The following is a 25,560-nucleotide window of genomic DNA, read 5'->3' on the forward strand; positions in this document are numbered from 1 at the left end:
CTCAGACCCTGCGGTACTCCAGCTCCGGCCGCCCCGGCGAGCCGTAGCGCGGGGCCCGCTCGGCGAGGCCCGAGTCGGCGAGGTGCTCGAGGTAGCGCCGCGCGGTGACCCGCGAGACGTCGAGCCGGGCGGCGAGCTCACCGGCGGACAGGCCGACCGGGCCGAGCAGCGCGGTCACCGCGTCGAGCGTCTCCGCCGAGAGTCCCTTCGCCAGCCCGGGTGCGTTGGACGTCCGCAGCGCGGCGAAGGCGCCGTCGACCTCGTGCTGGCTCGCGACGTCGGCGCCGTGCATCCGCTCGCGGTACTGGCGGTAGCTGGCGAGCTTCGCCGCGAAGACGCTGAAGACGAACGGCTTGATCAGGTACTGCACGATCCCGGCGGCGACGGAGGCGCGCACCACGGCCGCGTCGCGCACGGCGGTGATCGCGATCACGTCGACGTCCAGGCCCGCGGTGCGCACGGCGCGGCAGAGGTCGAGCCCGCCCATGTCGGGCAGGTTCATGTCGAGCAGGATCAGCGCGATCGCGGGATCGGCGCGCAGGGCCCGGATCGCCTCCGCGCCGCTGCCGGCGACCGCCGCGACCTCGAAGCCCTCGACGCGCCGGACGTAGTCGGCGTGCGCGCTCGCGGTCAGCGGCTCGTCCTCGACGACGAGGACGCGGATCGGCGCGGCGGTCACCGGGGCGCCCCGGCCGGGTCCCGCAGCGGCAGCTGCACCGTGAACACCGCGCCGACGTGCCGGGTCACCTCGATGCTCCCGCCGAGCCGCTGCACCACCTGCTGCACCAGCGCGAGGCCGATGCCGCGGCCGAACGCGTCGGACTCCTTCGTCGAGTAGCCGCGCGCGAAGACGTCGGCCGCCTCCGCGACGCCGGGTCCGCTGTCGGAGACCTGCAGCACGAGCTCGGCGCCCTCGGCTCCCGACGCCTCGGCCAGGCCGAGGTAGACCTCGACCCACGGCTCGCGGTCGGCGGCGGAGGAGGCGGCCGCGTCGAGCGCGTTGTCGATCAGGTTGCCGAGCACGGTCACCAGGTCGCCGGGCTCGAAGCCCTGCGCGCCCGGCTCGAGGTGCGTCTCGAGGTGCAGCTCGACACCGCGCTCGCGGGCCTGAGCGGCCTTGCCGAGCAGCAGCGCGGCGATCACCGGCTCCTGCACCGAGCCGAGCACCCGGTCGGCGAGCCGCTGGCTGAGGTTCAGCTCGCCGGCCGCGAAGGAGAGCGCCTCCTCCGTCCGCCCGAGCTCGATCAGCGAGGCGATGGTGTGCAGGCGGTTGGAGAACTCGTGGGTCTGCGAGCGCAGCGCGTCCGAGAGGGTGCGCATCGACTCCAGCTCGCCGGACACCCGCTGCAGCTCGGTGCGGTCGCGGAGCGTCGTGACGGTGCCGAGCGGCCGGGCACCGGGGGAGGCGGCCGGCCGCTCGTTGACCACGAGGATCCGCTCGTGCGCCACGACCAGGCGGTCGGCGACCGGCTCGTCGGCGAGCAGCACCGTGCGCAGGGCGTCGGGGAGGTCGAGCTCGGCGACGGGCACGGGGATCGACACGCCCTCGAGGCCGAGCAGCTCGAGCGCGTGGTCGTTCGCGAGCACCAGCCGCCCGCGGTCGTCGACGAGGAGCAGCCCCTCGCGCACCGAGTGCAGCACCGACTCGTAGTAGGCGAAGACCTGGCTCATCTGCTCGGGCCCCCGGCCTCCCGTGACACGGCGGAGGTAGCGGGCGAGCAGCCAGGAGCCGATGCCGCCGAGCGCCACCGCGCCGAGGACGCCGCCGGCGACGACCTGCAGGCGGGGGAGGAAGGAGGCGTCGACGCGGCTGAGGGTCACGCCGGCCGAGACCAGCGCGACGACGGTGCCGTCGGCGCTCTCGATCGGCGCGACGGCGCGCACCGAGGGGCCGAGGGTGCCGGTGTAGGTCTCGGTGAAGGTGCGGCCCTCGAGTGCCGGGGCGATGGTGCCGATGAACGGCAGGCCGATCTGCGCGCGGTCGCGGTGGGTGTAGCGGGTGCGGTCGGGGTTCATGATCGTGAGGAAGTCGACGCCGGTGTCGGCCATGATCTCCTCCGCGTAGGGCTGGAGCGAGGCGGACGGGTCCGCGCCCTGCGCCGCGTCGAGGACGAACGGGTTGTCGGCGACCGTGCGCGCGACCACGAGGCTCCGCTGGGCCGCGTCGTCGCCGGCGCGCCCGCGGGCGTCGAACGCGAGGACCAGCACCGCGATCGCGCCGATCACGAGGATGCAGATCAGCTGCACGGCGAACAGCCGCGCGGCGATGCTGCCGCGGGGGCTCGTTCCGGGCATCCGACCTCCTCGTCCGCGACCTGGACCTCGACGTCCGTGAACAGCTCGATGTCCGTGAACAGTATGAACGCAACACCGGCCGGGCGACCCGCGGGGGCGAGCATCGTCTCACCCCCTCCCAGCTCGACGAAGAGACAGGACACGCGCATGGCGAAGACGCCCGGCGGCCCCGACCGGCTCAGCCCCTCCCTCACCCCCGTGAAGACCCGCCGGCGGATCGACCGCAACCACTGGCTCTACATCGCCGTGATCATCGCGGTCGTCGCCGGCGTGATCGTCGGCCTCGTCGCCCCCGCGTTCGCCGCGACGCTCGAGCCCGTCGGCAAGGCGTTCGTGGGACTCATCAAGATGATGATCGCGCCGATCATCTTCTGCACCATCGTGATCGGCATCGGCTCGATCGCCAAGGCCGCGACGGTCGGCAAGGTCGGCGGCCTCGCGCTCGGCTACTTCATCGTGATGTCGACCTTCGCACTGGCCATCGGCCTCGTCGTCGGCAACATCCTGCACCCGGGTGAGGGCCTCGACATCTCGAGCGCCACCTACGACACCAGCGACCTCAAGGCCGAGTCGACCAGCGACTTCATCCTCGGGATCATCCCGGTCTCGCTGTTCTCCTCGCTCGTGGACGGCAGCATCCTGCAGACGCTCTTCGTCGCCCTCCTGGTCGGCTTCGCGCTGCAGAAGATGGGCGCCAAGGGCCAGCCGATCCTCGGCGCGATCAAGCAGCTCCAGGTCCTCGTCTTCCGCATCCTCTCGATGGTGCTCTGGGTCGCCCCGATCGGCGCGTTCGGCGCGATCGCCGCGGTGGTCGGCAAGACCGGCTGGGGCGCGGTCGTCGCCCTCGCCACCCTGATGATCGGCTTCTACCTCACCTGCGCGATCTTCGTGGTCGTCATCCTCGGATTGCTGCTGCGCCTGGTCACCGGCGTCAGCATCTTCTCGCTGATGAAGTACCTGGCCCGCGAATACCTGCTCATCGTCGGCACCTCCTCCTCCGAGGCCGCTCTGCCCCGCCTGATCGCCAAGATGGAGCACCTGGGCGTCTCCAAGCCCGTCGTCGGCATCACCGTCCCGACCGGCTACTCCTTCAACCTCGACGGCACCGCGATCTACCTCACGATGGCCTCGCTCTTCATCGCCTCGGCGACCGGCGCTCCGATGTCGATCCCGGAGCAGATCGGGCTCCTGCTCTTCATGATGGTCGCCTCCAAGGGCGCCGCGGGCGTCACCGGCGCCGGCCTCGCCACTCTGGCCGGCGGTCTGCAGTCGTTCCGCCCCGACCTGGTCAACGGCGTCGGCGTCATCGTCGGCATCGACCGCTTCATGTCGGAGGCCCGCGCGGTCACCAACTTCACCGGCAACGCGGTCGCCACCCTCCTCGTCGGCACCTGGACCAAGCAGATCGACATGGTGCAGGTCCGCGAGGTGCTCGGCGGCCGCGCCCCCTTCGACGAGGCCACCCTCGGCGCGGACGAGCACGAGGCCCCGGCCTCCGGCACCTCGATCACCGAGGGCATCGCCTCCATCCAGGACTCGGACGAGGCCGAGCGCACCCGCGCGGAGCTGAGCGCGAAGCGCTAGGAAGCGCCGCATTCTGGTCGAGCAGCCGCGGAGCGGCCCCCTCATGCTCGTCGAGTCGCCCCGCAGGGGCGTATCGAGACCCACCGTCTGCACCACGGTGGATCTCGATACGCCCGCTTCGCGGGCTACTCGATCAGCATGAAGGCGCAGGCCGCGCGATCAGGAAGCGCCGTCAGCTGCGGCGGACGCCCAGCAACGGCAGCGTCACCGCGCAGAGGGGGCCGATCAGCAGGGCGAAGGCGAGGGTGCCGAGGCCGACGTCGCCGCCGAGGGCCCAGCCGATCAGGAGCACGGTGAGCTCGACGCCGCCGCGGGCCGCCCAGATCGGCAGCCCGAGGCGGTTGTGCAGGCCGGTCATCAGGCCGTCGCGCGGGCCGGCGCCGAGGCGGGCGCCGATGTAGATCCCGCTCGCGACGGCCAGCAGCACCAGCCCGCCGGCGAACAGCAGCGCCTTCCCCCACCATTCGGCGGGCACGGCGAGCAGCTCGATCCCGACGCCGATCGTGGTGCCGACCACCAGCACGTTCAGCACCGTGCCGAGACCCGGCCGCTGCCGCAGCGGGATCCAGAGCAGCAGGACGAGCAGTCCGATCACGTTGGTGAGCAGTCCGATCCCCAATCCGGTCTGGCGCGCGACGCCGAGGGCGAAGACGGTCCACGGGTCCACGCCGATCGAGGCGCGGATCATCATCGCGTCGGCGAAGCCGTAGAGCACGAGCCCGACCAGCAGCCGCGGCACGGGTCGCAGCCGCCACTGGCTCACCGGGGGAGCGGGGACGGCGAGGGGCGCGGTGATCGTCATGCCGAGAATCCCATCGCAGGAGTGGCCTTCTTCGCGCGGTCCAATCCGGCTATCTTGGACGCATGGCTGATGTCCACTTCGGCGTACGCGCCCTGCAGACCCTCCTCGGCGACTGGCGCGAGCAGCGCGGCACCCGGCCCGCGTACCTCGCCCTCGCCGACCGCATCCGCCTGCTCAGCATCGACGGCCGCATCCCGACGGACAGCCGGCTCCCCGCCGAGCGCGAGCTGTCGGCGCGGCTCGGCGTGAGCCGCACCACCGTGGCCGCCGCCTACCGCGAGCTGCGCGACAGCGGCTACCTCGTCAGCGTCCGCGGCTCCGGCAGCGCGACCCGCCTCCCCGGCGCCGCGGTGCACGCCGTGCCGACCCTCGCGCCCGACTTCGTCGACTTCACCAAGGCGGCGCTGCCCGCGGTGCCCGAGCTCGCCGAGGCCTACGCCCGTGCCGCGCGCCTCGCGCCGGAGTACTTCGAGGACGGCTCCTACGACACCGTCGGCCTGCCGCTGCTGCGCCGCGCGATCGCCGAGCGCTACACCCGCCGCGGGCTGCGCACCGAGCCCGGCCAGATCATGGTGACCATCGGCGCGCAGCACGCGATCGCGCTCGTCGCCCGCACCCTGCTCGCCCGCGGCGACCGCGCCCTGATCGAGGCGCCGACCTACCCGCACGCCTACGAGGCGCTCCGGCTCGCCGGCGCCCGCCTGGTGCCGGTCAACGTGGACGGCGCCGACGGCTGGGACGGCGAGGGCCTGATCGCGGCGATCCGCGGCACCAGCCCGACGCTCGCCTACCTGATGCCCGACTTCCACAACCCGACCGGCCGCTCGATGGCCGTGGATCTGCGCGAGCGCGCGATCGCCGCCGCCGCCCGCCAGGGCACGCTGATCATCGCCGACGAGACCACCGCCGAGCTCGACATCGACCGGCGGATGTCGCCGCTGCCGTTCGCGTCCTACGGTCCCGAGGGCACGGTGATCTCGATCGGCTCGGTCGGCAAGACGCTCTGGGGCGGCATCCGGATCGGCTGGATCCGCGCCGAGCGGAGCGTCATCCGGAAGCTCGTCGCCGCGCGATCGGCCGGCGACCTCGGCAGTCCGATCGTCGAACAGCTCCTGGTCGCCGACATGCTCGGCAGGATGGACGGCGTGCTGGAGCTGCGCCGCGAGCAGCTGCGGGCCGGCCGCGACCACCTCGAGGCGGCGCTCGCCCGCGCGATCCCGGAGTGGAGCGTGCCGCGGGTCTCCGGCGGCCTCTCCACCTGGGTCGGCCTCGGCCGCCCGGCCAGCTCGCAGCTGGCGCTCGCTGCCCGCACCTCGGGACTGCTGATCACCGCCGGCCCGCGCTTCGGGATCGACGGCGCCTTCGAGCGCTTCCTGCGCATCCCGATCGGCTACTCGCCGGAGATCACCGACCGGGCCGTGGACGCGCTCGCCGTCGCGTGGAGCCAGGTCGCGCGCCACCCGGCGGCCGACACCGGCTACCTCGCCGACGTCGTCTGATCCTCCAGGTCCTCCCGGAGGGGGACGAATACTCAGCCAGCTGATGGAAGACTCACGGCGTGCATCTCCTCGCGGTCCTCAGCATGAAGAACCGGGCGCTCATCGCGCTCGTCACGGTCGTCATCGCCGTCTTCGGCGGCGTCGCCCTTACCGGGCTGAAGCAGGAGCTCGCGCCGTCGATCTCCTTCCCGCAGCTGGCGGTGATCTCGAGCTACCCGGGTGCCGCTCCGGAGGTGGTCAACGACGACGTCTCGACGCCGATCGAGACCGCCATCCAGGGCGTTCCCGGGCTCGAGACGACCAGCGCGACCTCGTCCACGAACTCGTCGCTGATCTCCGCCTCCTTCGCCTACGGCACCGATCTGGCGACCGCCGAGCAGAAGATCCTGCAGGCGATCAACCGGATCAAGAGCACGCTCCCGGACGGCGTCGACCCGCAGGTGGTGACCGGCTCGTTCGACGACCTGCCGGTGCTGCAGCTCGCCGTCTCCAGCGACGGCGACGCGAAGGCGCTCGCCGACCGGCTGCGCACGAGCGTCATCCCGGACCTGGAGAAGGTGGACGGCGTCCGCGAGGTCGCGCTGGTCGGCGAGAGCGCCCAGCGCGTCACGATCACCCCGGACGACACGGCGCTCGCCGCGGCGGGTCTCTCGACCGCCGACATCCGCACCGCGCTGCAGCAGAACGGCGTGCTGGTCGCCGGCGGCGAGATCACCCAGGACGGCAGCACCTTCTCGGTGCAGTCCGGCGTCAAGCTCGACTCGACCGACGCGATCGCGGCGCTGCCGCTGATCCCGTCCGCGAGCGCCGCGGCCCTCGCTCCCACGGCGCCCGCCACCGCCCCCACCCTCGGCTCCGTCGCCACCGTCGCCGTCACCGACGCCCCGATCACCTCGATCTCGCGGGTCAACGGCCAGCCGGCGCTGACCCTCTCGATCACCAAGCTCCCCGCGGCGAACACCGTCGAGGTCTCCACCGGCGTCACGGCGCTGCTGCCGGATCTCGAGGCGTCGCTCGGCGAGAACGCGACCTTCACCTCGGTCTTCGACCAGGCCCCCTACATCCAGGACTCGATCGAGTCGCTCGCGCAGGAGGGGGCGCTCGGCCTCGTCTTCGCAGTGCTCGTGATCCTGCTGTTCCTGCTCTCGGTGCGCTCGACGCTGGTCACGGCGATCTCGATCCCGACCTCGGTCCTGATCACCTTCATCGGCCTGCAGACCGCGGGCTACACGCTGAACATCCTCACCCTGGGCGCGCTGACGATCGCGATCGGCCGCGTGGTCGACGACTCCATCGTCGTGATCGAGAACATCAAGCGGCACCTCGACGCGGGGGAGGAGCGCGCGGCGACCATCGCGGTCGCGGTGCGCGAGGTCGCGGGCGCGATCACCGCCTCGACGATCACCACGGTCGCGGTGTTCCTGCCGATCTCGTTCGTCGGCGGCACGACCGGCGAGCTGTTCCGTCCGTTCGCGCTGACGGTGTCGATCGCGCTGCTGGCCTCGCTGCTCGTCGCGCTGACGATCGTGCCGGTGCTGGCGTACTGGTTCCTCCGGCCCTCGAAGCGCCCCGGCGTCCGCGAGGCGGCGCAGGCGGCCCTCGCCGAGGAGCGCGGCGCGGCGGGCGAGACCGTGGTCCCGGCTCCCGAGTCCGAGCCCGAGCACGCCCGCCACAGCGCCCGCGCGACTCCCCGCCGCGCGGCGGGCCTGCAGCGGGTCTACGGCCCCGTGATCGCCTGGACCCTCCAGCACTCGGTCGCGACCGTCCTGCTCGCGCTGCTGGTGCTCGTGGGCACCGGCGCGCTCTACCCGCTGATGAAGACGAACTTCCTCGGGGCGAGCGGTCAGAACACCTTCACCGTCACCCAGACCGTGCCCGACGGCCAGAGCCTGGACGCGCAGGACGCGACCGCGCAGCAGGCCAGTGCGGCGATCCTCGAGGTCGGCGGCGTGCAGACCGTGCAGCTCTCGATCGGCTCGGCGGGCGGCGGGCTGCAGAGCGCGTTCGGAGGCGGAGGCGGCGGCACCTCGATCCGCTACTCCGTCACCACCGACGAGTCGGCCGACCAGGAGACCGTGCAGGCCGACGTCCGCACGGCGCTCGGCTCGGTCGCCTCGGCCGACGACATCAGCGTCGCCGCGTCCTCCGGCTTCGGCGCCTCCTCGAACATCGAGGTCGACCTCTCCACCGCCTCGCAGAGCAATTTGCAGAGCGCGAACGACGCGCTGCTCACGGCGCTGCGCGGCACCGACGGGATCAGCCAGGCCGAGAGCAACCTCTCCTCCTCGCTGCCCTACATCGCGGTGCGGGTCGACCGCGCCGCGGCCGCCGACGCCGGGCTCACCGAGGTCGCCGTCGGCACGCTGGTCAGCCAGGCGCTGCAGCCGACGCAGACGGGCAGTGTCGTGATCGACGACCGCACCCTCTCCGTCTACCTCGCCGACGCGCAGCCGCCGGCCACCCTCGACGAGCTGTCGGCTCTCGAGATCCCGACGCGCACCGGCACGGTGCCGCTCTCCTCGCTCGCCGTCGTCGAGCGGACCGACGGGCCCGCGAGCATCACCACCGAGCGCGGACAGCGCACCGCCACCATCACGGTGACCCCGGAGGGCGACGATCTCGCCTCGGCGAACGTCGCGGTGCAGAGCGCGATCGACGACACCGAGCTGCCGGCCGGCGTCTCCGCCTCGCTCGGCGGCGTCACGGCCGACCAGAGCGACGCGTTCTCGCAGCTCGGGATCGCGCTGCTGGTGGCGATCCTGATCGTCTACGTCGTGATGGTCGCCACGTTCCGCTCGCTCCTGCAGCCGCTGCTGCTGCTGGTGTCGGTGCCGTTCGCGGCGACCGGCGCGATCCTGCTGCAGGTGCTCACCGGCGTGCCGCTCGGCGTGCCCTCGCTGATCGGCGTGCTGATGCTGATCGGCATCGTGGTCACCAACGCGATCGTGCTGATCGACCTGGTGAACCAGTACCGCGAGCGGGGGATGCCCGTGCGCGAGGCGCTGCTGCACGGCACCGAGCGGCGGCTCCGCCCCATCCTGATGACGGCGCTCGCGACGATCTTCGCGCTGCTGCCGATGGCGCTCGGCATCACCGGTCACGGCGGCTTCATCTCGCAGCCGCTCGCGATCGTCGTGATCGGCGGCCTGGTGTCCTCGACGGTGCTCACCCTGGTCGTGCTGCCGGTCGTCTACAACCTGGTCGAGGGGTATCGTGAGCGGCGGCGTGCCGCCCGCGCCGGAGAGGCGTCGGCATGAGCGACACAGGATTCAGCACCCCGGCAGTGAAGACCACGGCAGCGGAGGTCGTCGCGGCGGCCCCCGAGACGATCGGCTCCCGCTGGACGAGCGGCCCGGACCGCGCCGCTCGCGCGATCGCCGAGGTCGGCCCCGAGCGCTTCGTCGCCGCGGACCACCGGCCCGGCACCATCCGGCACATCGTGCTGTTCCGCTTCCGGCCGACGGCGCTCGTCGCGGAGGTGGACGGCGTGATCGCAGCGTTCCTCGCCCTCGGCGAGGAGTGCCTGCGCGACGGCCGCCCGTACATCGTCTCGATCGAGAACGGCCCGCAGCTCAGCACCGAGGGCGCGGGCGAGGGCTTCGACCGCGCGTTCCTGCTGACGTTCGCGTCCGAGGGCGACCTCAACTACTACATCGGCCGCCCGGCGGTCGACGGGCCCGGCCTGTTCGATCCCGCGCACGACGCCTTCAAGGGCCTCGTCGGCCCACTGCTCGACACGGCCGGGGTGGTCGCCTTCGATTTCCGTCCCGAGCCGTTCGACGCCGGCGCGCTCGCGAGCTAGGCGCGGGAGCGCGCGCGATGGCGACCCCCGACTTCGTCCTCCGGCTCCGCGAGCAGGTGGGCACCGAGCTGCTCTGGCTGACCGGCGTCACCGCGGTGATCGTCCGCGAGGAGCCGGTCCGCCAGGTCCTCCTGGTCCGGCGCGCGGACACCGGCGCCTGGACCGCGGTCACCGGCATCATCGACCCCGGAGAGACGGTCGCCGGCACCGCGCGGCGCGAGGCGCTGGAGGAGGCGGGCGTCGAGATCGAGGTCGAGCGCGTCGTCTGGCTGCACACGCTGCCGCCGATGGAGTACTCCAACGGCGACCGCGCGCAGTACCTCGACCACGTGCTGCGCGCCCGCTACCTCTCGGGCGAGGCGCACGTCGCCGACGACGAGTCGACCGAGGTCGGCTGGTTCGCCCCCGACGCGCTGCCGCCGATGAGCGCGGAGCACCGCGAGCGGATCAGCCGCGCGCTGTCCGACGAGACGGCCTGCGCCTTCGACTGAGCGCGAGCGCCTTCTCAGACCTGCTCCGAGACGAGCACGGCGCTCGTCCCGGGCTCGAGGGCGTCGAAGACGTGCGGCTCGTCGCCCGGGTAGGACAGGCAGTCGCCGGGCGCGAGCTCGACCGGGGCGTCGGCCGGACCGACCAGGGCGCGTCCGGTGGCGAGGATCAGGTGCTCGACGGTGCCGCGGGCGTGCGGCTCCGAGTTCCGCGCGGCTCCGGGCTCGGCGGTGAGGCGGTACACGTCGCGGCGGGCTCCCGGCGGGCAGGCGCTGAGCAGGGTGGCGGCGTAATCGGAGGCCGCCGAGGCGATGCGCGGCCCGTCCCCGGCGCGGATCAGCTGCACGGAGCGGCGCGGCGGCTCGACCAGGTGCGAGAACGGCACCCCGAGCGCGCCACCGAGCGCCCAGAGCGTCTCGAGGCTCGGGTTGCCCTCGCCGGCCTCGAGCTGCGAGAGCGTCGACTTGGCTATCCCGGCGCGGCGGGCGATCTCGGAGATGCTCAGGCCGAGGCGCCCGCGCTCGCGGCGCAGGGCGGAGGCGACCAGGTCGCGGGGTGAGAGGGCGTCGGTCATCGCACCGATCGCGCGAAGCAGACGCCCGAGTCGTCGCCCACGTGCGCGCCGAAGCCGTCGATCTCGGTGAAGCCGAGCGAGCGGGCGGCGGCGAGGGCCGCCTCCGCCTGGACCGGCACGCGGAAGCGGAGCGTGCGGATGCGCTGCACGCTCGCGTAGGAGAGCGCGGCGGCGACGAGCCGGCGGGCGACTCCGCTCCGCCGCGACTCCGGGGCCACCTCGAGGGCGAGCAGCTCGGCGAAGTCGTCGGGACCGGGCGTCAGCGCCAGCACGCCGATCGGCTGCTGCGCGTCGCGGTCGCGGGCGACGAGGAGCCGGGCGTGCGGTGGAAGGTCGGCGGTGAGCAGCGAGGCGAGCGCCTCCGTCCCCGGCCGCTCCAGCCGGACGACGACCCCGGCGGTCATGACGACGGCGCCGCGGCCGGCTCGGTCTGCGCGGCGGGCTCGAGCGAGAGCGTCTGCTCGGCCGGCGCGTCGAGCTGCTCGTGCAGGAAGTCGACGACGGTGCGGCGGAGCGAGTCGTCGAGCATCGCGATCGAGTGCCGGGTGCCGGGCACGAGGACGAAGTCGACGCTCGCCCCGGCCGCGTCCAGCGCCTCGGCGAAGTCCTGCGACTGGCTGAGCGCCACGCGCTCGCCGGCCGAGTGGGCGATGAGGAAGGGCGGCTCGGAGCCGTCGACGTGCGTGATCGGCGAGGCCTCCTCGGCGACGGCGCAACCGTCGAGGTCGGCGCAGTCGAGGTAGCCGCGGACCGCCGCGCCGACCCCGACGATGGGGTCGTCGTCCGCCAGACCCGCCGCGGTGAGATCCGCGGGGCCGCTGAGGTCGACGACCGCGGCGAGGCGCGAGGTGCCGGCGTCGTCGGCCGTCAGTGCGTCGTCGGTGCCGAGCAGGGAGACGAGGTTGCCGCCGGCCGAGCCGCCGAACGCGGCGACCCTCGACGGATCGATCCCGAAGCGCTCGGTCTGCGCCGGCTCGAGGATCCAGTCGAGGGCGGCCGAGACGTCCTCGATCTGCGCGGGGAAGACGTCGGCCGGGGCGAGGCGGTAGTTCACCGAGACGGCGACGAAGCCCTCGGACGCGAGCCACTGGCAGAGCGGGCGCCAGTTCGGGTCGGCTTTGTCGCCGCGGGTCCAGCTGCCGCCGTGCACGACGAGCACCGCAGGGAGGGCGGCTCCGGCCGCCGCGTCGACGGGCGAGCAGACGTCGAGCGCCTGGCCCGTCGCCTCGTCGTAGACGAGGTCAGCAGTGACGGGGATGTCGTCGTACGCGGTGACCGCGGCGACGCCGGCCGCCTGCGCGATCGGCTGCGAGACGGGGGCGCTCGAGCAGCCGGCGAGGCCGACCGCGAGCAGCGTCAGGATCGCCGACGAGAGGGCGATCGGTCGCGTGGGTCGGCTGGGCTCGCGCATGGGTGAGGCGAGCATAAGGGAGAAGGCGGCGCCCGCCTAGAGCGACCCCGCGATCAGGGGGTGGACAGCGGTACCGGTGGCCGTTCGTCCGACTCCAGCGGCTCCGGTGCGACGGCACTAGGCGCCTCCGCCTGCAGCCGGACGAGCACCACGCCGACCAGGATCAGCGCCCCACCGCCGAACTGGATCGGCGCCGGCAGCTCGCCGAGCAGGGCCCAGGCGGCGACGATCGAGAACAGCACCTCGGTCAGCCCGACGAAGGAGGCGATCCGGGTGCCGAGCCGCGAGCCGCCCTCGATCCCGAGCAGGTAGGCGAGCACCGTCGACATGCCGAGTATGACCGCCGCGGGCAGGAACCAGGGCACGTCGTTCCCGACGAAGACGACGTCGCCGAAGGTCGCCCGCAGCGGCACGAGCCCGGTGACGCCGAGGATCAGCAGGAGCCCCGCGCCGACCGTCATCGCGCCCGCGGTGAGCGCGATCGGCGGCAGCTCCGGGTCGATCCGGCCGGCGATCACGTAGTAGACGCAGAGGCCGAGCGACGCGGTCAGCGCCCAGGCGACGCCGACCAGCTCCGGCGTGGACTCGCCCGAGAGGTCCAGCACCAGCACCAGGCCCGCCAGTGCCAGCGCCGAGCCGGCGAGGGTGAAGCGCCCGGGGTGGCGGCGGGTGCGCGCCCAGGCGAAGAGGACGAGGAACACCGGAGCGAGGTACTCGATCAGGAGCGCGACGCCGACCGACATGTGCTCGATCGCACTGTAGAAGCAGAGCTGCGCGGCGATCACGGCGAAGACGCCGTAGAGGCCGACCGTGCCGAGGTTGCGGCGCAGCACGTGCCAGCGGCCGCGCAGCGACAGCGCGGCCGGGATCGCGAGGACCAGCGCCGCACCGCCGGCCCGCCAGAGCACGGCGGCGGAGGGACTCCAGCCCGCCTCGAGCAGCGGCTTCACGAAGGGCCCGCCCAGGCCGAACGCGGCGGCGGCGGCGAGGGCCAGGAGCAGGCCGGAGCCGAGCTGCCGCGGTGGCGCAGTGGGAGTCACGTCAGCCTCTTTCAGGAGTCAAAGTCGTTATGCTCGTGACAGTACTGAGCGAACGTGTCAGGAGTCAACATGGTCTTCGCCTATGACGTGGAAGCGGCCCTCACCTCGACGGCCGTCCTGGTCAACACCCTCCCCGAGCTGTCGCAGTCCGGCGAGGACGAGATGGCGTCGATCGAGCAGCTCGACGAGTTCCTGCTGGAGAACCGCTACACCGGCAGCCGCGACGGCTCGACCGCCGAGCTGGAGGCGGTGCGCTCGGTGCGCGCGCCGCTCCGCTCGCTCTGGCGCAGCCGCGCCGAGGAGGACCTGGTCGCCGTCGTCAACGGGATGCTCGAGGACGGCCGCGCGCTGCCGCAGCTGGTGCGGCACGGCATCTTCGGCTGGCACCTGCACGCGACCCGCGACGAGAGCCCGCTGGCCACCCGCATCGTGGTGGAGGCGGCGATGGGCTTCGTCGACGTGATCCGCGGCGACGAGCGCGACCGGATCCGCATCTGCGCGGCGGACGACTGCGAGGCCGTGCTCGTCGACTTCTCCCGCAACCGCTCGAAGCGCTACTGCGACACCGGCAACTGCGGCAACCGCGCGAACGTCGCGGCGTACCGGGCGCGGCGGGCGTCGAGCTGAGCGGGCTGGGGCCAGGTGGTGCCCTAGCCAGCGCCCGGGGTCGCGTGTAAACTCTCTGGGTCGGCTCTTGACTCCGTGCGTCGCCGCGCGGATGGGTTTGTCAGTCAAGCGGGCCGGATCTCCGACAGTCGTCGCGAGATGAATCACATGTGTGAATCGGCCCCGGTCAGCGTCTCAGAGCAGCGACTCACCCGGGTTCCCGCAGCGCCCTGTCCGTTCGCACCCCACGAGGGTGATCGATCGGCGTGTGCCTGCTCGCGCAAGACCTGAACCCAGGAAGCAGCCATGCCCAAGAACAAGAAGCCCGCCGGCGGACGCCCCGCCAAGAACTTCGAGCCCAACCGCTTCGGCGCCTCGAGCGGCAAGTCGCAGCTCGGCGGTCGCCCGCGCTTCGCGGCGCCGAAGACCGGCTCGCGCAGCGAGGGCCACCGCGGCTACCGCCCCGTCGACGAGAACGCGCCCAAGAAGGCGCGCTGGAACGCCGAGGAGCGCGCCGCCAAGCTGACGGAGCGCGGCGAGACCCGCGGCGAGTCCCGCGGCAACGACCGCGGCGAGTCCCGCCCGGCCCGCAGCTACGACCGCGACGACCGTCCGGCTCGCTCGTACGACCGGACGGACCGTCCCGTGCGCTCGAACGACCGCGACGACCGTCCGGCGCGTTCTTACGACCGGAGCGACCGTCCCGCGCGCAGCTTCGACCGCGACGCGCGTCCGGCCCGCTCCTACGACCGGACCGACCGTCCGGCCCGCTCGAACGACCGCGACGACCGTCCGGCGCGTTCCTTCGACCGGAGCGACCGCCCCGCGCGCAGCTTCGACCGCACGGACCGCCCGGCGCGCTCGTTCGATCGCGATGCGCGTCCGGCCCGCTCGAACGACCGCGACGACCGTCCGGCCCGTTCCTACGACCGCTCCGACCGCCCCGCGCGCAGCTTCGACCGCACGGACCGCCCCGCGCGCTCCTTCGACGGCGACGCCCGCCCGGCCCGCTCGTTCGACCGCGACGCCCGCCCGGCCCGCTCGTTCGACCGCACCGAGCGCCCGGCGCGCGGCTTCGACCGCGGCACCGAGCGCCCCGCCCGCGGCGGCTACGACCGGAACGACCGCGGCCCGCGCCGCGACTCCGGCTCGGACTTCTACCCCAAGCGCGACGGCCGCGCCTCGCACCAGGCCGACGACGTCGTGCTCGAGCGCCTCGAGGCGACCGCCACGCTCGCCGTCGACGTCGAGGGCGTCAGCTTCGGCGACCTCGGTCTCGGCGCGAACATCGTCCGCCAGCTGACCCAGATGGGTGCGGCCTCGCCGTTCCCGATCCAGGCCGCGACGATCCCCGAGGTCCTCGCCGGCAAGGACGTCCTCGGCCGCGGCAAGACGGGCTCGGGCAAGACGATCGCGTTCGGCGCCCCCGTCGTCGAGCGCCTGATGGAGAACGACGGAGCCAAGGGCCGCAAGCCCGGCCGCGCCCCGCGCGCCCTCATCCTCGCGCCGACCCGCGAGCTGGCGATGCAGATCGACCGCACCATCCAGCCGATCGCCCGCTCCGTGGGCCTCTTCACCGCGACGATCTTCGGCGGCGTGCCGCAGTACAAGCAGGTCGGCGCCCTCCAGCGCGGCGTGGACATCATCATCGCCACGCCGGGCCGCCTCGAGGACCTGATCGAGCAGGGTCGCCTCGACCTCTCGACCATCACCGTGACCGTCCTCGACGAGGCCGACCACATGTGCGACCTCGGCTTCCTCGAGCCGGTGCAGCGCATCCTCCGCCAGACCAAGCGCGGCGGCCAGCGCCTGCTCTTCTCGGCCACCCTGGACAAGGGCGTCGCGACGCTCGTCGACGAGTTCCTCGTCGAGCCGAGCGTGCACGAGGTCGCGGGCGAGGACCAGGCGTCCTCGAGCATCGACCACCGCGTCCTGCTGATCGAGCACCGCGACAAGGGCGCGATCATCGAGGAGCTCGCGGCGCGCGCCGGCAAGACGCTGATCTTCGCCCGCACCCGCGCGTTCGCGGAGCAGCTCGCCGAGCAGCTCGAGCACGCCGACATCCCGGCGACCAGCCTGCACGGCGACCTCAACCAGTCCCGCCGCACGCGCAACCTCGCGTTGCTGACCAGCGGCCGGGTCGACGTCCTCGTCGCGACCGACGTCGCCGCGCGCGGCATCCACGTCGACGACATCGACCTGGTGATCCAGGCCGACGCCCCCGACGAGTACAAGACCTACCTGCACCGCTCCGGCCGCACCGGCCGCGCGGGCAAGAAGGGGACGGTCGTCACGCTGATCACGCGCAACCGCCGTCACCGCATGGAGGAGCTGCTCGAGCGCGCCGAGATCCGCGCCGACATGATCCAGGCGTACCCGGGCGACCGGGTGCTGGCGGAGATCAGCGCCGGCGAGTAGAGCTCTCGCGCGAGAGCCCTGAAACGCCGAAGGGCGGACACCCGGTAGGTGCCCGCCCTTCGGCGTTTTTTAGTGCGTGCGGTCTGACGACCGCGTCCGGCTTAGGAGGCCGGGGGGGTCAGAACGGTGTCGATGAGGTACACGGTCGCGTTGGCGGTCTGGACGCCGCCGCAGATGACCTTGGAGTCGTTGACCATGATGTCGTCGCCGGAACCGGTGACGGTGACGTCGCCGCCCTGGACGGTGGCGTGCGTGCCGTCGATGTCGTCAGGGGCGATCTGGCCGGGGACGACGTGGTAGGTCAGGATCGAGGAGAGCGTGGCCGCTCCCTCGGGGGTCTTCAGCGTCTCGAGCGTCGCGGCGTCGAGCTTGGCGAACGCGTCGTCGACGGGGGCGAAGACGGTGAACTCGGCGCTGTTCAGCGTGTCGACGAGGTTGACGTCGGGGTTGAGCTGACCCGAGACCGCAGCGGTCAGGGTGGTGAGCAGCGGGTTGTTCGACGCGGCGGTGGCCACCGGGTCGAGGGCCATTCCGCCGACCGAGCCGGCGCCGTCCGGGACCTGCTCGGCGTACGCGGCGCAGCCGGAGCCGACGAGGTTGGCGGCCGGGTCCATGGTCGCCATGGGGGTGGCGGACTCGGTCATCATCGGGGTCGACATCTCGGAAGCGGTGTCGCTGGCGGCGTCGGTGGTGCCGGCGCCGGACGAGCAGGCGGTGAGGCCGAGGGCGGCGGTGCCGAGCAGGGCGAACGCGGCGAGGGTGGTGCGCTTGGTGGATCGCATGGGGATGCTCCTTCGTGATACGGCCCCCACGGGATGCGGAGGACCTGGCTGTGTGTGGACCGTTTCGCGGCCGTTGAACAGTCTTCGGAGCCCTCCCCGAGGGGGTTTGGAATCGATCGGAGCAATCGGGTCACGGGTTCATAACGGCGGAGGCAGGGCGATTACCCTGGATGTCGGTCCGCGCACGCGGTGCGTCACGAGAGACCAGCGACACGAGAGACCAGGAGTCGAGCAGGTGCAGACGCGCAGGGCACGGACGGCACGCGGAGTCGTCGCCGCCGTCGCCGCGACCGCGACCGCCGCCGCCTCGCACACCCTCGCCGGCGCCGAGGCCCCCGCTCCGGCGATCCTCGCGCTCGCCACCGCCTTCGCGGCCGTCGTCTGCGTCCTGCTCGCCGGTCGCACGCTCTCGCTCGCGCGCCTAGCGGTGGCGGTGCTGCTCAGCCAGCTGGCCTACCACTCCCTCTTCCTGGTGACCGGCGGTGGCGGTGACGTCAGCGTCGTGGGCGCCACCGCCGGCGGCCACTTCCACGGCGGCGGAACGGTCGAGCTGATCGCGGGGGCGTCGGGTCACGCCGCGCACACCCCGCTGATGCTCCTCTCGCACCTGGTGGCCGCCGTCGTCACCGTCGCGGCGCTCCGCCACGGCGAGCGCGTCTTCTGGACCCTCGGCACCGCCGTGCTGCGCGTCGTCGTGCGCCTGGTCGCGCGAGCGTCCGCCCTGCTGGCACCGCTCGGCGCCTCGGTGGCCGTCCTCGGCGCCGTCGAGCCGAGCGCGCCCCGCGCCCTCGACGCGGTCCTGCGGGTCCTGCGGCACCGCGGCCCGCCCGCGCGCGCCCTGCTCGCCGTCTGACGTCCCGCCCGCTCGAGTGGGCCATGTCCGCCGGTGAGCCCGCGCGCACCGCGATCCCGCGCTGCGCCCTCACCCTTCTCGGTGCCGCCCTCTCGCGGCTGCGCCGACTCCCGCTAGGACTCCTCACGATCATGACCACCACCCGCACCTCCTCCTCTGCCTCCGCCTTCTCCTCCCGCGTCCGCCTCGTCGGCGGCGGTGCGCTCGTCGCCGCGGGCTCCGTCGCCCTCGCGCTGGCCGCTCCGACGGCCGCGAGCGCGCACGTCACCGCCGCGGCCTCGAGCACGGCCGCCGGCTCGTACACGGTCGTCACCTTCTCGCTCGCCCACGGCTGCGAGGGCTCGCCGACGACCGGCCTCAGCATCACCATCCCCGAGGGGATCAACTCGGTCAGCCCGACCGTGAACCCCAACTGGGACGTCGTGAAGAACGAGGTCGAGATCGCCGACCCGGTGACCGACTCGCACGGGAACACCGCGACCCAGCGCGTCTCCGACGTCGTCTACACCGCGAAGACCGCGCTCGCGGACGGCTACCGCGACACCGTCTCGCTGCAGCTGCAGCTGCCGGAGGACGCGGCCGGCTCGACCCTCGAGTTCCCGGTGCTGCAGACCTGCGAGACCGGCTCGACCGCCTGGGACCAGCCCACCGTCGAGGGCGAGGACGAGCCGGAGCTGCCCGCGCCGACCGTCGCCGTGACCGCGGCGATGGAGGGCTCCGGCCACCACGACGACGACGGCGACGGTGACGACGCGGTCGCGACCACCGCCTCCGCCACCACCGCGGCCGGCCAGAGCGACGACGTGCTCGCGCGCGTCCTCGGCGTCGGCGGACTCGTCCTGGGTGCCGTCGGCGTCGCCTTCGGTCTCGCCTCGCGTCGCCGCAGCCCGAAGGCGTCCGCGTGACGGTCGCCCACCGGAAGGGCGGACGCCTCGTCCTCGCCGCCGCCGCGATCGGGCTGATCGGCTCGGTCGCGGTGGCGGCGCCCGCCAGCGCCCACAACTACCTCGTCTCGACGACGCCCGCCGTCGACTCGACGGTGACCGAGCAGCCCGGCACGCTCGCTCTGACGACCAATGACGACCTGCTGGTCCTCGGCAACGACGGCGCCGCGGCGGCCCTGCGCGTCGTCGGGCCGGACGGGCTCTACTACGGCGACGGCTGCGTCAGCGTCGTCGGACCGGAGGCGTCGATGCCGCTCGAGCTGGGCGCGGCCGGTGCCTACGAGGTGACCTGGCAGGTCGTCTCGACCGACGGGCACCCCGTCTCCGGGCAGTACGGCTTCGACTGGCAGCCGGGAGCGGACGTCGCCCTCGCCGAGGGATCGGAGTCGGTCCCCGACTGCAACGGCACCGTCGCGGTGTCCGACGCCTCGGCGCCGTCCGCTGACGAGGCCGAGGCGGCGACCGGGTCCGACCCGGCGCTGCTCGGCGACGTGCTCTGGATCGGCGGCGCGCTCGTCGCCGTCGTCGCGGCGATCGGCATCACGCTGCTCGTGCTGCGGAGGCGTCCGAAGAGCTGACCACGGGGCGGGCCTCCCTGCTCTCCTCCCGGGGTCAGCGCAGGAGGCTCGCCAGCGGTCCGCCCTCGAGGTCCGCGAGGATCGCCGCGGCGTCCTCGTAGACCGCGACGGCCCCGGCCTCGCGCAGCTCGTGCTCGCCGGTGCCGCCCGACTGCACCGCGACCGTCGCGAGGCCGGCCCGCTCGGCGGCGAGGATGTCCCAGGTCGCGTCGCCGATCATGATCGCGCGATCGATCGAGACGCCGGCGCGCTCGAGCGCGATGCTGATCACATCGGGCGACGGCTTCGCGGTCTCGACGTCCTCGCCGCTCGTCACCGCGTGCACCGCGTCGCCGAGGTCGAGGACGTCGAGCAGGATCTCCAGCTCGTTCTGCGGCGCGGAGGTCGCCAGCACGATGCGGACGCCCTGTCCGGCGAGCGCCCGGATCAGCTCGCGCGCTCCGGGCAGGAGTGCGATCCGAGCGGACGCCTCGGCGTAGTTCTTCGCGTGCAGGCCCTTCACGAGGGTGCGCGCGTCGTCGTCGACGTCGTCCTCGAGGAGCAGGTCGAGCAGCTCCGACGAGTCGGCGCCGATCGCCCGCTGGATCCGCCAGGTCGCGACGTCGAGGTCCGCCTGCCAGAAGGCGCGCGACCACGCCTCCACGTGCAGGAAGTTGGTGTCGGCGAGCGTGCCGTCGATGTCGAAGAGCACGGCGGTCGGTGTCGTGGGCATGTGGTTCGTCCTCTGCTGGTCGTGGAAGCCGAGTGCGGGAGCCGAGTGTCTCACCAGGCCGAAGTGGGAACCCTACGCCTGCGCGCGGGCATCAGCAGGACCCCTTGACTCGTGATCGGCGGGTCCTGACGGGCGACACCGCGGGCGACCTCGTCGGCGAGGACCTCGAGCCGGGCGACGCCCTCGAGATCGCCGGACAGGATCACGCGGTCGTCGCCGAGGTTCACGACGAGGTGCTCGGGCCCGAGTGCCCAGTGCAGTTCGCCGGCGCCCGCGGTGTGCGGGACGATGCTCGCCTTCCTGCCGCGGTCGGCGGACCGGATGCCGATCCGGCCGCGCCACGCGTCGTGGAGGCGGACGAGCAGCGCGTGCAGAGCGGCGACGACCTCCGGGTCCGGCGTCCGAGTGTCGGGGGTGGACTCCGGCGGCTCCCACGGCGGCGGGAGCTCGGCGTCCGCGTCGATCTCGAGGGCGACACGCAGCCTCGCGCCGCCGGTGGAGCGGTCCCAGGACGGGAGTCGCCGCAGCCTCCGCCGGGAGGGGTCGGGGACGAGGACGCCGCTCTCACCGATCGCCGGGATGCTGCCGAGCACCGTCTCGTCGACGATCTCGCGCACGACCCCGGTCACCGTGAGTGCGTTGGGCAGGGCCTGGTGGTGCTCCTCCGCGTAGCGGGCCGGACCCGTCGGTCGAGGCGGGTAGCTCAGAAGCAACCACGTGAGACGGTCACCTACCGCGAACGGCGCGCCGCAGCACTCCACCTCCCAGCCCTCGCGTACGACCTCGATCAGGCGCGTCGAAGAAGCGATCATCTGTGCCCCCGATCCCGTTCTCTCGCTGAAGACGTCCCCCTTCCGATCCTCGCATCGACACCCGGCCGACCTCAGAACGGCGGTGGCTCGTCCTTCACGGCGTCCGGTTGCCCGACCGGTGCCGCACGGCCTCTCGGCGGCCCGGTGCGCGCGGGACGGGTGACGTGCCGCCTGCCGGTCGGGCTCGTCCAGTGCAGGACTCCGGCGGCCCGGTGCTCGACCTGCCAGGTGCTGGTGTGCCGGAGCCGGTGGTGGTGGCGGCAGAGGTGGGCGAGGTTGTCGGCGTCGGTGCGGCCGCCGTGCTGCCACTCGACGCCGTGGTCGACGTCACCCGCGGAGGCCGCGCGCGTGCAGCCGGGGAAGCGGCAGGTCTCGTCGCGGTGCAGCAGGTGGCGCCGCAGATCGGCGGGCACCCGGTACGAGGTGCGTCCCACGGAGAGCACAGCGCCGCTCTCCGGATGGGTGAGGATCCGCGTGAAGGAGGGCGCATCGGCCGCGAGCCGGCGCGCGGTCTCGGGGTTGATCGGCCCGTAGCCCTCGAGGGTGCCGGGCTCGTCGGAGCGGCCGAGGAGCGTGAGGACGGGCACGGTGACCGCGACCCGCGGCCGGATCCCGACGGGGACGGCGGTGCCGGTCGAGCGCCGCTCGGCGCCGTCGGTCTCGCCGTCGATGAGGAGCGCTGCTCCGACGTCCGCCCGCAGCTGCCCGATCGTCCGCTTCTCGCCGGGCAGCTCGCGCAGGGAGCGCGCCGCGCGGTCGATGCGGTCGAAGGCGCCGTGCGCCTCGGGGGCGGGGAGGTGCAGGAGCAGGGTGGCCATGCCGTCGCTCCCGTCGTCGAGCCGGACGTCTCGCCGCGCGGCGCAGCGCCGGTGGCGCTCGGTCGTCGACTCGGGATGCAGTCGCTCCCGCAGAGTCCGGAGGCGACGCTGCAGCTGCGGGGGAGTGCGGTCGGCCGCGACCACGGCGGCCTCCTCGTCGAGGCGCCCGCGCACCTCGGGCGGCAGCTCGGCGGCGGCGCGGAGGATCACCCGCGCGTGCTCGGGCGAGATCAGACCCTCGCGGAGCGCGGCGAGGGTCAGCGGGAGCTCGTTGACGAGCAGCCGGCTCTCCTCGATCAGCCCGGAGACGTGCGCCTCCGACATCCGCAGCGCGGTGGCGAGTTCGGCGACGAGCGCCCGCTGCGCCGCCTCCCGCCGTTCCGCGCGGCTGCGCACCAGCGGATCGACGAGCACCTCGTACGAGGCCGCCGCCGCGAGCCGGGCGCGCTCGACCAGCTCGGCACGCTGCGCCTCCGCTCGCGCCCGGAGCGGATCAGCCGCGCACACCGCATCGACCGCCGAGGCGAGCGCAGCATCCGCGCCCGCGCGCCCTTCGTGGGGTCGCTCCCCGTCCTCGTTCTGAACCATACGAGAACGGTTCCAGAGACCACCGACGCACGGTCGCCTCCTCCGACGGATCGTCGGAGAACTCGCCGAAGTCGTCCCTGTGGAGGAGTGCCCACCCGCTCCTCGCTCTGCCGAGGCGACCTAGGGAGTCACGGCCTCGGAGCGCGAACGTCCTGTCACACCCGCCGCGGCACCGTGAACACCGTCTCCACGCCCGGGGAGTACAGCACCGAGTCCGGTGTCCGCGTCGCCAGCCCCGGGAAGCCCGCGACCTCGAGCAGCCCGTCGTCGAGCGCGAGCAGCTCCGCCCGCTGCAGCGGCCACGGCCGATGCAGGTTGCGGCCGTACCAGGTCGAGCCGAGGTGTCGCTCGTGATAGGCCCAGCGCGAGGTCAGGAAGCCGCCGATCGGGTCCTCTGAGGCGTCGGTGCCGGGGGTCGGCCGCACCACGATCCGCGAGCGCGCGGCGGGATCGCCGATCCGCTCGGTCGTGTAGATGACCGCTCCGTGGCGGTGCTCGATCCCCATCCGCGCCCAGCGGTACGGCAGGCCGAAGACGGCCTGCGCGGTCAGCACCGGGAGCAGGTGCGAGGCCTCGAGCGAGACGAAGACGACCCCGCGTCGCCCGTGCCGGTCGATCGAGTAGAGCCGCACGTTCACCTCGGGGAAGGTCCCCAGCCACGGCACGCGCGGCCCGCCGAGGAACGCCGTCCGCGACAGCCGGAACGGGATGAGGCCCACCCAGGAGGCGCCGTCGTGCTCGTCCGGGCGCACTCCGGGCGGCAGGTGCGGCGCGACCAGCGCCGGGTCGACGCGCCAGTGCAGGAAGGCGGCCTCGGTCCAGCGCTGGCGGAGGATGCGCGGCCCGCCGAGCGCGGGCGCGGAGCGGGTCACGGATTCGACGGAGGTCACGCGGCCATCGTGCTCCCCGCTGCTGCGAACCGGCCTGTGCAGCGCAGTATCGGCGCGCCCCGCGGCATCCGCGGCGCGATTCACCGCCCGGAGCCGGCTCCCGCGAGCTCCACCAGCGCCGCGACCGCGACGCGCACCGGCGCGGACGACGCCACCGACCCGCGCACCACCGCGTGGATCGACCGCAGCGGGCGCGGCCGCACCAGCGGCACCGCCACGAGCCCGGCCGGCAGGGGCTGGGCGGCCAGCGCCGGCAGCACCGTGAGCCCCATCCCCGCCGCCACGAAGGCGACCGCCGTCACGTGATCGTTCGCCTGCACGTGGAAGCGCGGCGTGAACCCCGCCGCCGCGCAGGCGTCGACGAGGGTCCGGCGGCACCAGCCGGTCGGCAGGTCGTTGTCGACCCAGCGGTCGCCTGCGATCTCGGCCAGCTCGATCTCGGCGCGCCCGGCGAGCGGATGCGACCGGTCCAGCACGGCGAGGTACGGGTCGTCGATCAGATGGTGCGCCGTGAACCCGGGGGAGTCCGCCGACCCGCCCGGCTCGGCGACCAGCAGCTGCACGTCCGGCCGCTCCGCCGGGTCCTCCGCCACCTCCTCGCCCAGGCGCAGATCGAGTGCCAGCTGCGGGAAGCCGGCGATCAGCCGCCGCGCGACCTCGGGCATCCATGCGCTGCCGACGGAGGCGAAGTAGGTCATGGAGAGTCGCCCGGCCCGGCCCGCGCGCAGGTCGGCGACGACCGCCTCCGCCTCGCCGAGCCGCTCCAGCACCCGGTCGGCCTGCTCGGCGAGGGTGCGGCCCGCGGCGGTCGGCCGGACCCCGCGACCGACCCGCTCGAGCAGGGTCAGCCCGGTCTCGCGCTGCAGCGCGGCGAGGTGCTGACTGATCGCCGAGGGCGTGTAGCCGAGCGACGACGCGGCGCCGACGATCGAACCGGCCGCGACGACGGCGCGGAGGACGCGGAGGCGCTGGACGTCGAGCATGCGCCGACCCTAGCGACCATGAAGCCGCACTGCACGATCCGGTAGAACCGTGGACTGGTGCTGACGCCCGCCGCCCCGCCACGATGAGTCCATGACGAGCACCGCGCCCTCCCGCACCACCGCCGCCCCGAGCCGCCGCGACGCGGTCCTGCTCTGGTCGGCGATCGCGGTGACGGTGCTGCTCTGGGCCTCGGCCTTCGTCGGGATCCGCTTCGCCGCGGACGACTTCGGCCCAGGCACGCTCACCCTCGGCCGGATCGTCGTCGGCTCGATCGCGCTGACGGTGGTGCGCCTCGTGATCACGGCGCGCCGCCGCGGCGACCGGCCGGAGCGCAGCCGGGTGCCGCGCGGCCGGATCCTCCTGCTCGTGCTCGTCTGGGGCGTCGCCTGGTTCGGCGTCTACAACCTCGCGCTCAACGCGGCCGAGCGGCACGTCGACGCCGGCACCGCGGCGCTCCTGGTCAACATCGCGCCGATGATCAACGCGGTCCTCGCGGGCCTCCTCCTCGGCGAGGGCTTCCCCCGGTGGCTGCTCGGCGGCATGGCGGTGGCGCTCGCCGGAGTCGCGGTGATCGCGTTCTCGACCTCCTCCGGGCAGTTCGACGTGATCGGCGTCGTCCTCGGCCTCGCCGCAGCGGTCCTCTACGGCAGCGCCGCGACGCTGCAGAAGCGCCTGCTCGGGCACGTCGACGCGATGACGATGACCTGGATCGGCTGCCTGGCCGCGACCGTCGCCTGCCTGCCGTTCGCCCCGGAGCTGCTCGCCTCGCTGCAGGCCGCGCCCGCCTCCTCGATCGCCGCCGTCGTCTACCTCGGCGTCTTCCCGACGGCCGTCGCCTTCACCACCTGGGGCTACGTCCTCTCCCGCTCCAGCGCCGGCCGCACCGCCGCCACCACCTACGCGGTCCCGGCCGTCGTGGTGCTGCTGTCCTGGCTCCTGCTCGCCGAGACCCCGCCGGCCGCCGCGCTGATCGGCGGCGCGATCGCGCTGGCCGGAGTCGCGGTCGCCACGCTCCGGCGGCGGCCCGCGGGAGTCTGAGGGAGCGCTCACTCCCCGGCGATATGCTGGGGCCACGTTCG

The 25,560-nt window shown here is 73.5% G+C and carries 24 protein-coding genes; 11 read left to right on the plus strand and 13 right to left on the minus strand.

Features of this window, described 5'->3' with window-relative positions:
• Position 1: 1 nt before the first annotated feature.
• Both MT355_RS17025 and MT355_RS17030 read right to left on the minus strand, forming a co-directional pair.
• Entirely contained in the window at positions 2-679 is a 678-nt protein-coding gene (locus tag MT355_RS17025; protein ID WP_243600462.1) for a response regulator, read from the minus strand.
• Positions 676-2,295, minus strand: coding sequence for a sensor histidine kinase (locus MT355_RS17030; protein ID WP_243600463.1), 1,620 nt, complete (start codon positions 2,293-2,295; stop codon positions 676-678). The genes MT355_RS17025 and MT355_RS17030 overlap by 4 nt, the downstream gene beginning before the upstream one ends.
• 147 nt (positions 2,296-2,442) lie before the next feature.
• On the opposite strand from MT355_RS17030, the gene MT355_RS17035 reads away from it, so the two are divergent.
• Complete coding sequence (locus tag MT355_RS17035) at positions 2,443-3,879, plus strand: cation:dicarboxylate symporter family transporter (protein WP_243600464.1); 1,437 nt, start codon at positions 2,443-2,445, stop codon at positions 3,877-3,879.
• 172 nt (positions 3,880-4,051) lie between these two features.
• Here MT355_RS17035 and MT355_RS17040 read toward each other — a convergent pair whose 3' ends face one another.
• Positions 4,052-4,681, minus strand: a complete 630-nt coding sequence (locus tag MT355_RS17040) for a hypothetical protein (RefSeq protein WP_308197429.1) — start codon at positions 4,679-4,681, stop codon at positions 4,052-4,054.
• Positions 4,682-4,743: 62 nt separating this feature from the next.
• On the opposite strand from MT355_RS17040, the gene MT355_RS17045 reads away from it, so the two are divergent.
• Genes MT355_RS17045 through MT355_RS17060 form a run of 4 tightly spaced genes read left to right on the plus strand, consistent with a single transcriptional unit; the run spans position 4,744 to position 10,473 of the window.
• Entirely contained in the window at positions 4,744-6,180 is a 1,437-nt protein-coding gene (locus MT355_RS17045) for a PLP-dependent aminotransferase family protein (RefSeq protein WP_123734923.1), read from the plus strand.
• A 59-nt stretch (positions 6,181-6,239) separates the two neighbouring features.
• Entirely contained in the window at positions 6,240-9,437 is a 3,198-nt protein-coding gene (locus tag MT355_RS17050) for an efflux RND transporter permease subunit (protein ID WP_243600465.1), read from the plus strand.
• Complete coding sequence (locus tag MT355_RS17055; protein WP_243600466.1) at positions 9,434-9,982, plus strand: Dabb family protein; 549 nt, start codon at positions 9,434-9,436, stop codon at positions 9,980-9,982. Before MT355_RS17050 ends, MT355_RS17055 begins: the two co-directional genes overlap by 4 nt.
• 17 nt (positions 9,983-9,999) lie before the next feature.
• Positions 10,000-10,473: an NUDIX domain-containing protein gene (locus MT355_RS17060; protein ID WP_243600467.1), complete on the plus strand. Its 474-nt coding sequence runs from the start codon at positions 10,000-10,002 to the stop codon at positions 10,471-10,473.
• Between the two features lie 14 nt (positions 10,474-10,487).
• On the opposite strand, the gene MT355_RS17065 is transcribed toward MT355_RS17060, so the two are convergent.
• The 4 genes from MT355_RS17065 to MT355_RS17080 are packed head-to-tail and all read right to left on the minus strand — an operon-like array spanning position 10,488 to position 13,496.
• Positions 10,488-11,045, minus strand: a complete 558-nt coding sequence (locus tag MT355_RS17065; RefSeq protein ID WP_243600468.1) for a helix-turn-helix domain-containing protein — start codon at positions 11,043-11,045, stop codon at positions 10,488-10,490.
• On the minus strand, positions 11,042-11,449 hold the full coding sequence (locus MT355_RS17070; protein WP_243600469.1) for a GNAT family N-acetyltransferase: 408 nt from the start codon (positions 11,447-11,449) through the stop codon (positions 11,042-11,044). Before MT355_RS17070 ends, MT355_RS17065 begins: the two co-directional genes overlap by 4 nt.
• Positions 11,446-12,456, minus strand: coding sequence for an alpha/beta hydrolase (locus MT355_RS17075; RefSeq protein ID WP_243600470.1), 1,011 nt, complete (start codon positions 12,454-12,456; stop codon positions 11,446-11,448). The genes MT355_RS17070 and MT355_RS17075 overlap by 4 nt, the downstream gene beginning before the upstream one ends.
• Before the next feature lie 53 nt (positions 12,457-12,509).
• Positions 12,510-13,496 (minus strand): DMT family transporter, encoded by a 987-nt coding sequence (locus MT355_RS17080; protein WP_243600471.1) that lies wholly within the window; start codon positions 13,494-13,496, stop codon positions 12,510-12,512.
• Between the two features lie 69 nt (positions 13,497-13,565).
• Between MT355_RS17080 and MT355_RS17085 the strand changes: the two genes are divergently transcribed.
• Both MT355_RS17085 and MT355_RS17090 read left to right on the plus strand, forming a co-directional pair.
• The gene (locus tag MT355_RS17085; RefSeq protein WP_123444915.1) at positions 13,566-14,123 is read left to right on the plus strand and encodes a CGNR zinc finger domain-containing protein; all 558 of its coding nucleotides are present in this window, start codon (positions 13,566-13,568) and stop codon (positions 14,121-14,123) included.
• 285 nt (positions 14,124-14,408) lie between these two features.
• On the plus strand, positions 14,409-16,520 hold the full coding sequence (locus tag MT355_RS17090; RefSeq protein ID WP_243600472.1) for a DEAD/DEAH box helicase: 2,112 nt from the start codon (positions 14,409-14,411) through the stop codon (positions 16,518-16,520).
• Between the two features lie 101 nt (positions 16,521-16,621).
• Here MT355_RS17090 and MT355_RS17095 read toward each other — a convergent pair whose 3' ends face one another.
• Positions 16,622-17,302 carry a fasciclin domain-containing protein gene (locus MT355_RS17095; protein ID WP_123444917.1) on the minus strand — a complete coding sequence of 227 codons (681 nt, stop codon included), beginning with the start codon at positions 17,300-17,302 and terminating at the stop codon, positions 16,622-16,624.
• A 235-nt stretch (positions 17,303-17,537) separates the two neighbouring features.
• On the opposite strand from MT355_RS17095, the gene MT355_RS17100 reads away from it, so the two are divergent.
• Genes MT355_RS17100 through MT355_RS17110 form a run of 3 tightly spaced genes read left to right on the plus strand, consistent with a single transcriptional unit; the run spans position 17,538 to position 19,677 of the window.
• Positions 17,538-18,155, plus strand: a complete 618-nt coding sequence (locus MT355_RS17100) for a hypothetical protein (protein WP_123444918.1) — start codon at positions 17,538-17,540, stop codon at positions 18,153-18,155.
• A 23-nt stretch (positions 18,156-18,178) separates the two neighbouring features.
• Positions 18,179-19,060 carry a YcnI family protein gene (locus MT355_RS17105; RefSeq protein WP_243600473.1) on the plus strand — a complete coding sequence of 294 codons (882 nt, stop codon included), beginning with the start codon at positions 18,179-18,181 and terminating at the stop codon, positions 19,058-19,060.
• Entirely contained in the window at positions 19,057-19,677 is a 621-nt protein-coding gene (locus MT355_RS17110) for a copper resistance CopC family protein (protein WP_243600474.1), read from the plus strand. Before MT355_RS17105 ends, MT355_RS17110 begins: the two co-directional genes overlap by 4 nt.
• A 34-nt stretch (positions 19,678-19,711) precedes the next feature.
• Here MT355_RS17110 and MT355_RS17115 read toward each other — a convergent pair whose 3' ends face one another.
• From MT355_RS17115 to MT355_RS17135, 5 genes are all read right to left on the minus strand, one after another.
• The gene (locus MT355_RS17115; protein ID WP_243600475.1) at positions 19,712-20,389 is read right to left on the minus strand and encodes an HAD family hydrolase; all 678 of its coding nucleotides are present in this window, start codon (positions 20,387-20,389) and stop codon (positions 19,712-19,714) included.
• A gap of 50 nt (positions 20,390-20,439) precedes the next feature.
• The gene (locus MT355_RS17120) at positions 20,440-21,201 is read right to left on the minus strand and encodes a DUF6578 domain-containing protein (protein ID WP_243600476.1); all 762 of its coding nucleotides are present in this window, start codon (positions 21,199-21,201) and stop codon (positions 20,440-20,442) included.
• A gap of 71 nt (positions 21,202-21,272) precedes the next feature.
• Positions 21,273-22,607, minus strand: coding sequence for an HNH endonuclease signature motif containing protein (locus tag MT355_RS17125; protein ID WP_243600477.1), 1,335 nt, complete (start codon positions 22,605-22,607; stop codon positions 21,273-21,275).
• Positions 22,608-22,762: 155 nt separating this feature from the next.
• A complete protein-coding gene (locus tag MT355_RS17130; RefSeq protein WP_243600478.1) occupies positions 22,763-23,497 on the minus strand; it encodes a YqjF family protein in 735 nt (244 codons plus the stop codon).
• 80 nt (positions 23,498-23,577) lie between these two features.
• Positions 23,578-24,480 carry a LysR family transcriptional regulator gene (locus MT355_RS17135; protein WP_243600479.1) on the minus strand — a complete coding sequence of 301 codons (903 nt, stop codon included), beginning with the start codon at positions 24,478-24,480 and terminating at the stop codon, positions 23,578-23,580.
• A 91-nt stretch (positions 24,481-24,571) separates the two neighbouring features.
• Here MT355_RS17135 and MT355_RS17140 point away from each other — a divergent pair, with 91 nt between their 5' ends.
• On the plus strand, positions 24,572-25,519 hold the full coding sequence (locus tag MT355_RS17140) for a DMT family transporter (RefSeq protein ID WP_243600480.1): 948 nt from the start codon (positions 24,572-24,574) through the stop codon (positions 25,517-25,519).
• Positions 25,520-25,560: the final 41 nt, after the last annotated feature.

The sequence above is a fragment of the Rathayibacter sp. VKM Ac-2929 genome (genome assembly GCF_022815495.1).
Classification (GTDB): Bacteria; Actinomycetota; Actinomycetes; order Actinomycetales; family Microbacteriaceae; genus Rathayibacter; species Rathayibacter festucae.

Bases quoted from the DNA above. Each gene is read 5' to 3' on its own strand.
- MT355_RS17030 (WP_243600463.1), bottom strand. From the start codon at position 2,295: ATGCCCGGAACGAGCCCCCGCGGCAGCATCGCCGCGCGGCTGTTCGCC.
- MT355_RS17035 (WP_243600464.1), top strand. From the start codon at position 2,443: ATGGCGAAGACGCCCGGCGGCCCCGACCGGCTCAGCCCCTCCCTCACC.
- MT355_RS17040 (WP_308197429.1), bottom strand. From the start codon at position 4,681: ATGACGATCACCGCGCCCCTCGCCGTCCCCGCTCCCCCGGTGAGCCAG.
- MT355_RS17045 (WP_123734923.1), top strand. From the start codon at position 4,744: ATGGCTGATGTCCACTTCGGCGTACGCGCCCTGCAGACCCTCCTCGGC.
- MT355_RS17055 (WP_243600466.1), top strand. From the start codon at position 9,434: ATGAGCGACACAGGATTCAGCACCCCGGCAGTGAAGACCACGGCAGCG.
- MT355_RS17060 (WP_243600467.1), top strand. From the start codon at position 10,000: ATGGCGACCCCCGACTTCGTCCTCCGGCTCCGCGAGCAGGTGGGCACC.
- MT355_RS17065 (WP_243600468.1), bottom strand. From the start codon at position 11,045: ATGACCGACGCCCTCTCACCCCGCGACCTGGTCGCCTCCGCCCTGCGC.
- MT355_RS17070 (WP_243600469.1), bottom strand. From the start codon at position 11,449: ATGACCGCCGGGGTCGTCGTCCGGCTGGAGCGGCCGGGGACGGAGGCG.
- MT355_RS17075 (WP_243600470.1), bottom strand. From the start codon at position 12,456: ATGCGCGAGCCCAGCCGACCCACGCGACCGATCGCCCTCTCGTCGGCG.
- MT355_RS17085 (WP_123444915.1), top strand. From the start codon at position 13,566: ATGGTCTTCGCCTATGACGTGGAAGCGGCCCTCACCTCGACGGCCGTC.
- MT355_RS17090 (WP_243600472.1), top strand. From the start codon at position 14,409: ATGCCCAAGAACAAGAAGCCCGCCGGCGGACGCCCCGCCAAGAACTTC.
- MT355_RS17095 (WP_123444917.1), bottom strand. From the start codon at position 17,302: ATGCGATCCACCAAGCGCACCACCCTCGCCGCGTTCGCCCTGCTCGGC.
- MT355_RS17105 (WP_243600473.1), top strand. From the start codon at position 18,179: ATGTCCGCCGGTGAGCCCGCGCGCACCGCGATCCCGCGCTGCGCCCTC.
- MT355_RS17115 (WP_243600475.1), bottom strand. From the start codon at position 20,389: ATGCCCACGACACCGACCGCCGTGCTCTTCGACATCGACGGCACGCTC.
- MT355_RS17120 (WP_243600476.1), bottom strand. From the start codon at position 21,201: ATGATCGCTTCTTCGACGCGCCTGATCGAGGTCGTACGCGAGGGCTGG.
- MT355_RS17125 (WP_243600477.1), bottom strand. From the start codon at position 22,607: ATGGTTCAGAACGAGGACGGGGAGCGACCCCACGAAGGGCGCGCGGGC.
- MT355_RS17135 (WP_243600479.1), bottom strand. From the start codon at position 24,480: ATGCTCGACGTCCAGCGCCTCCGCGTCCTCCGCGCCGTCGTCGCGGCC.
- MT355_RS17140 (WP_243600480.1), top strand. From the start codon at position 24,572: ATGACGAGCACCGCGCCCTCCCGCACCACCGCCGCCCCGAGCCGCCGC.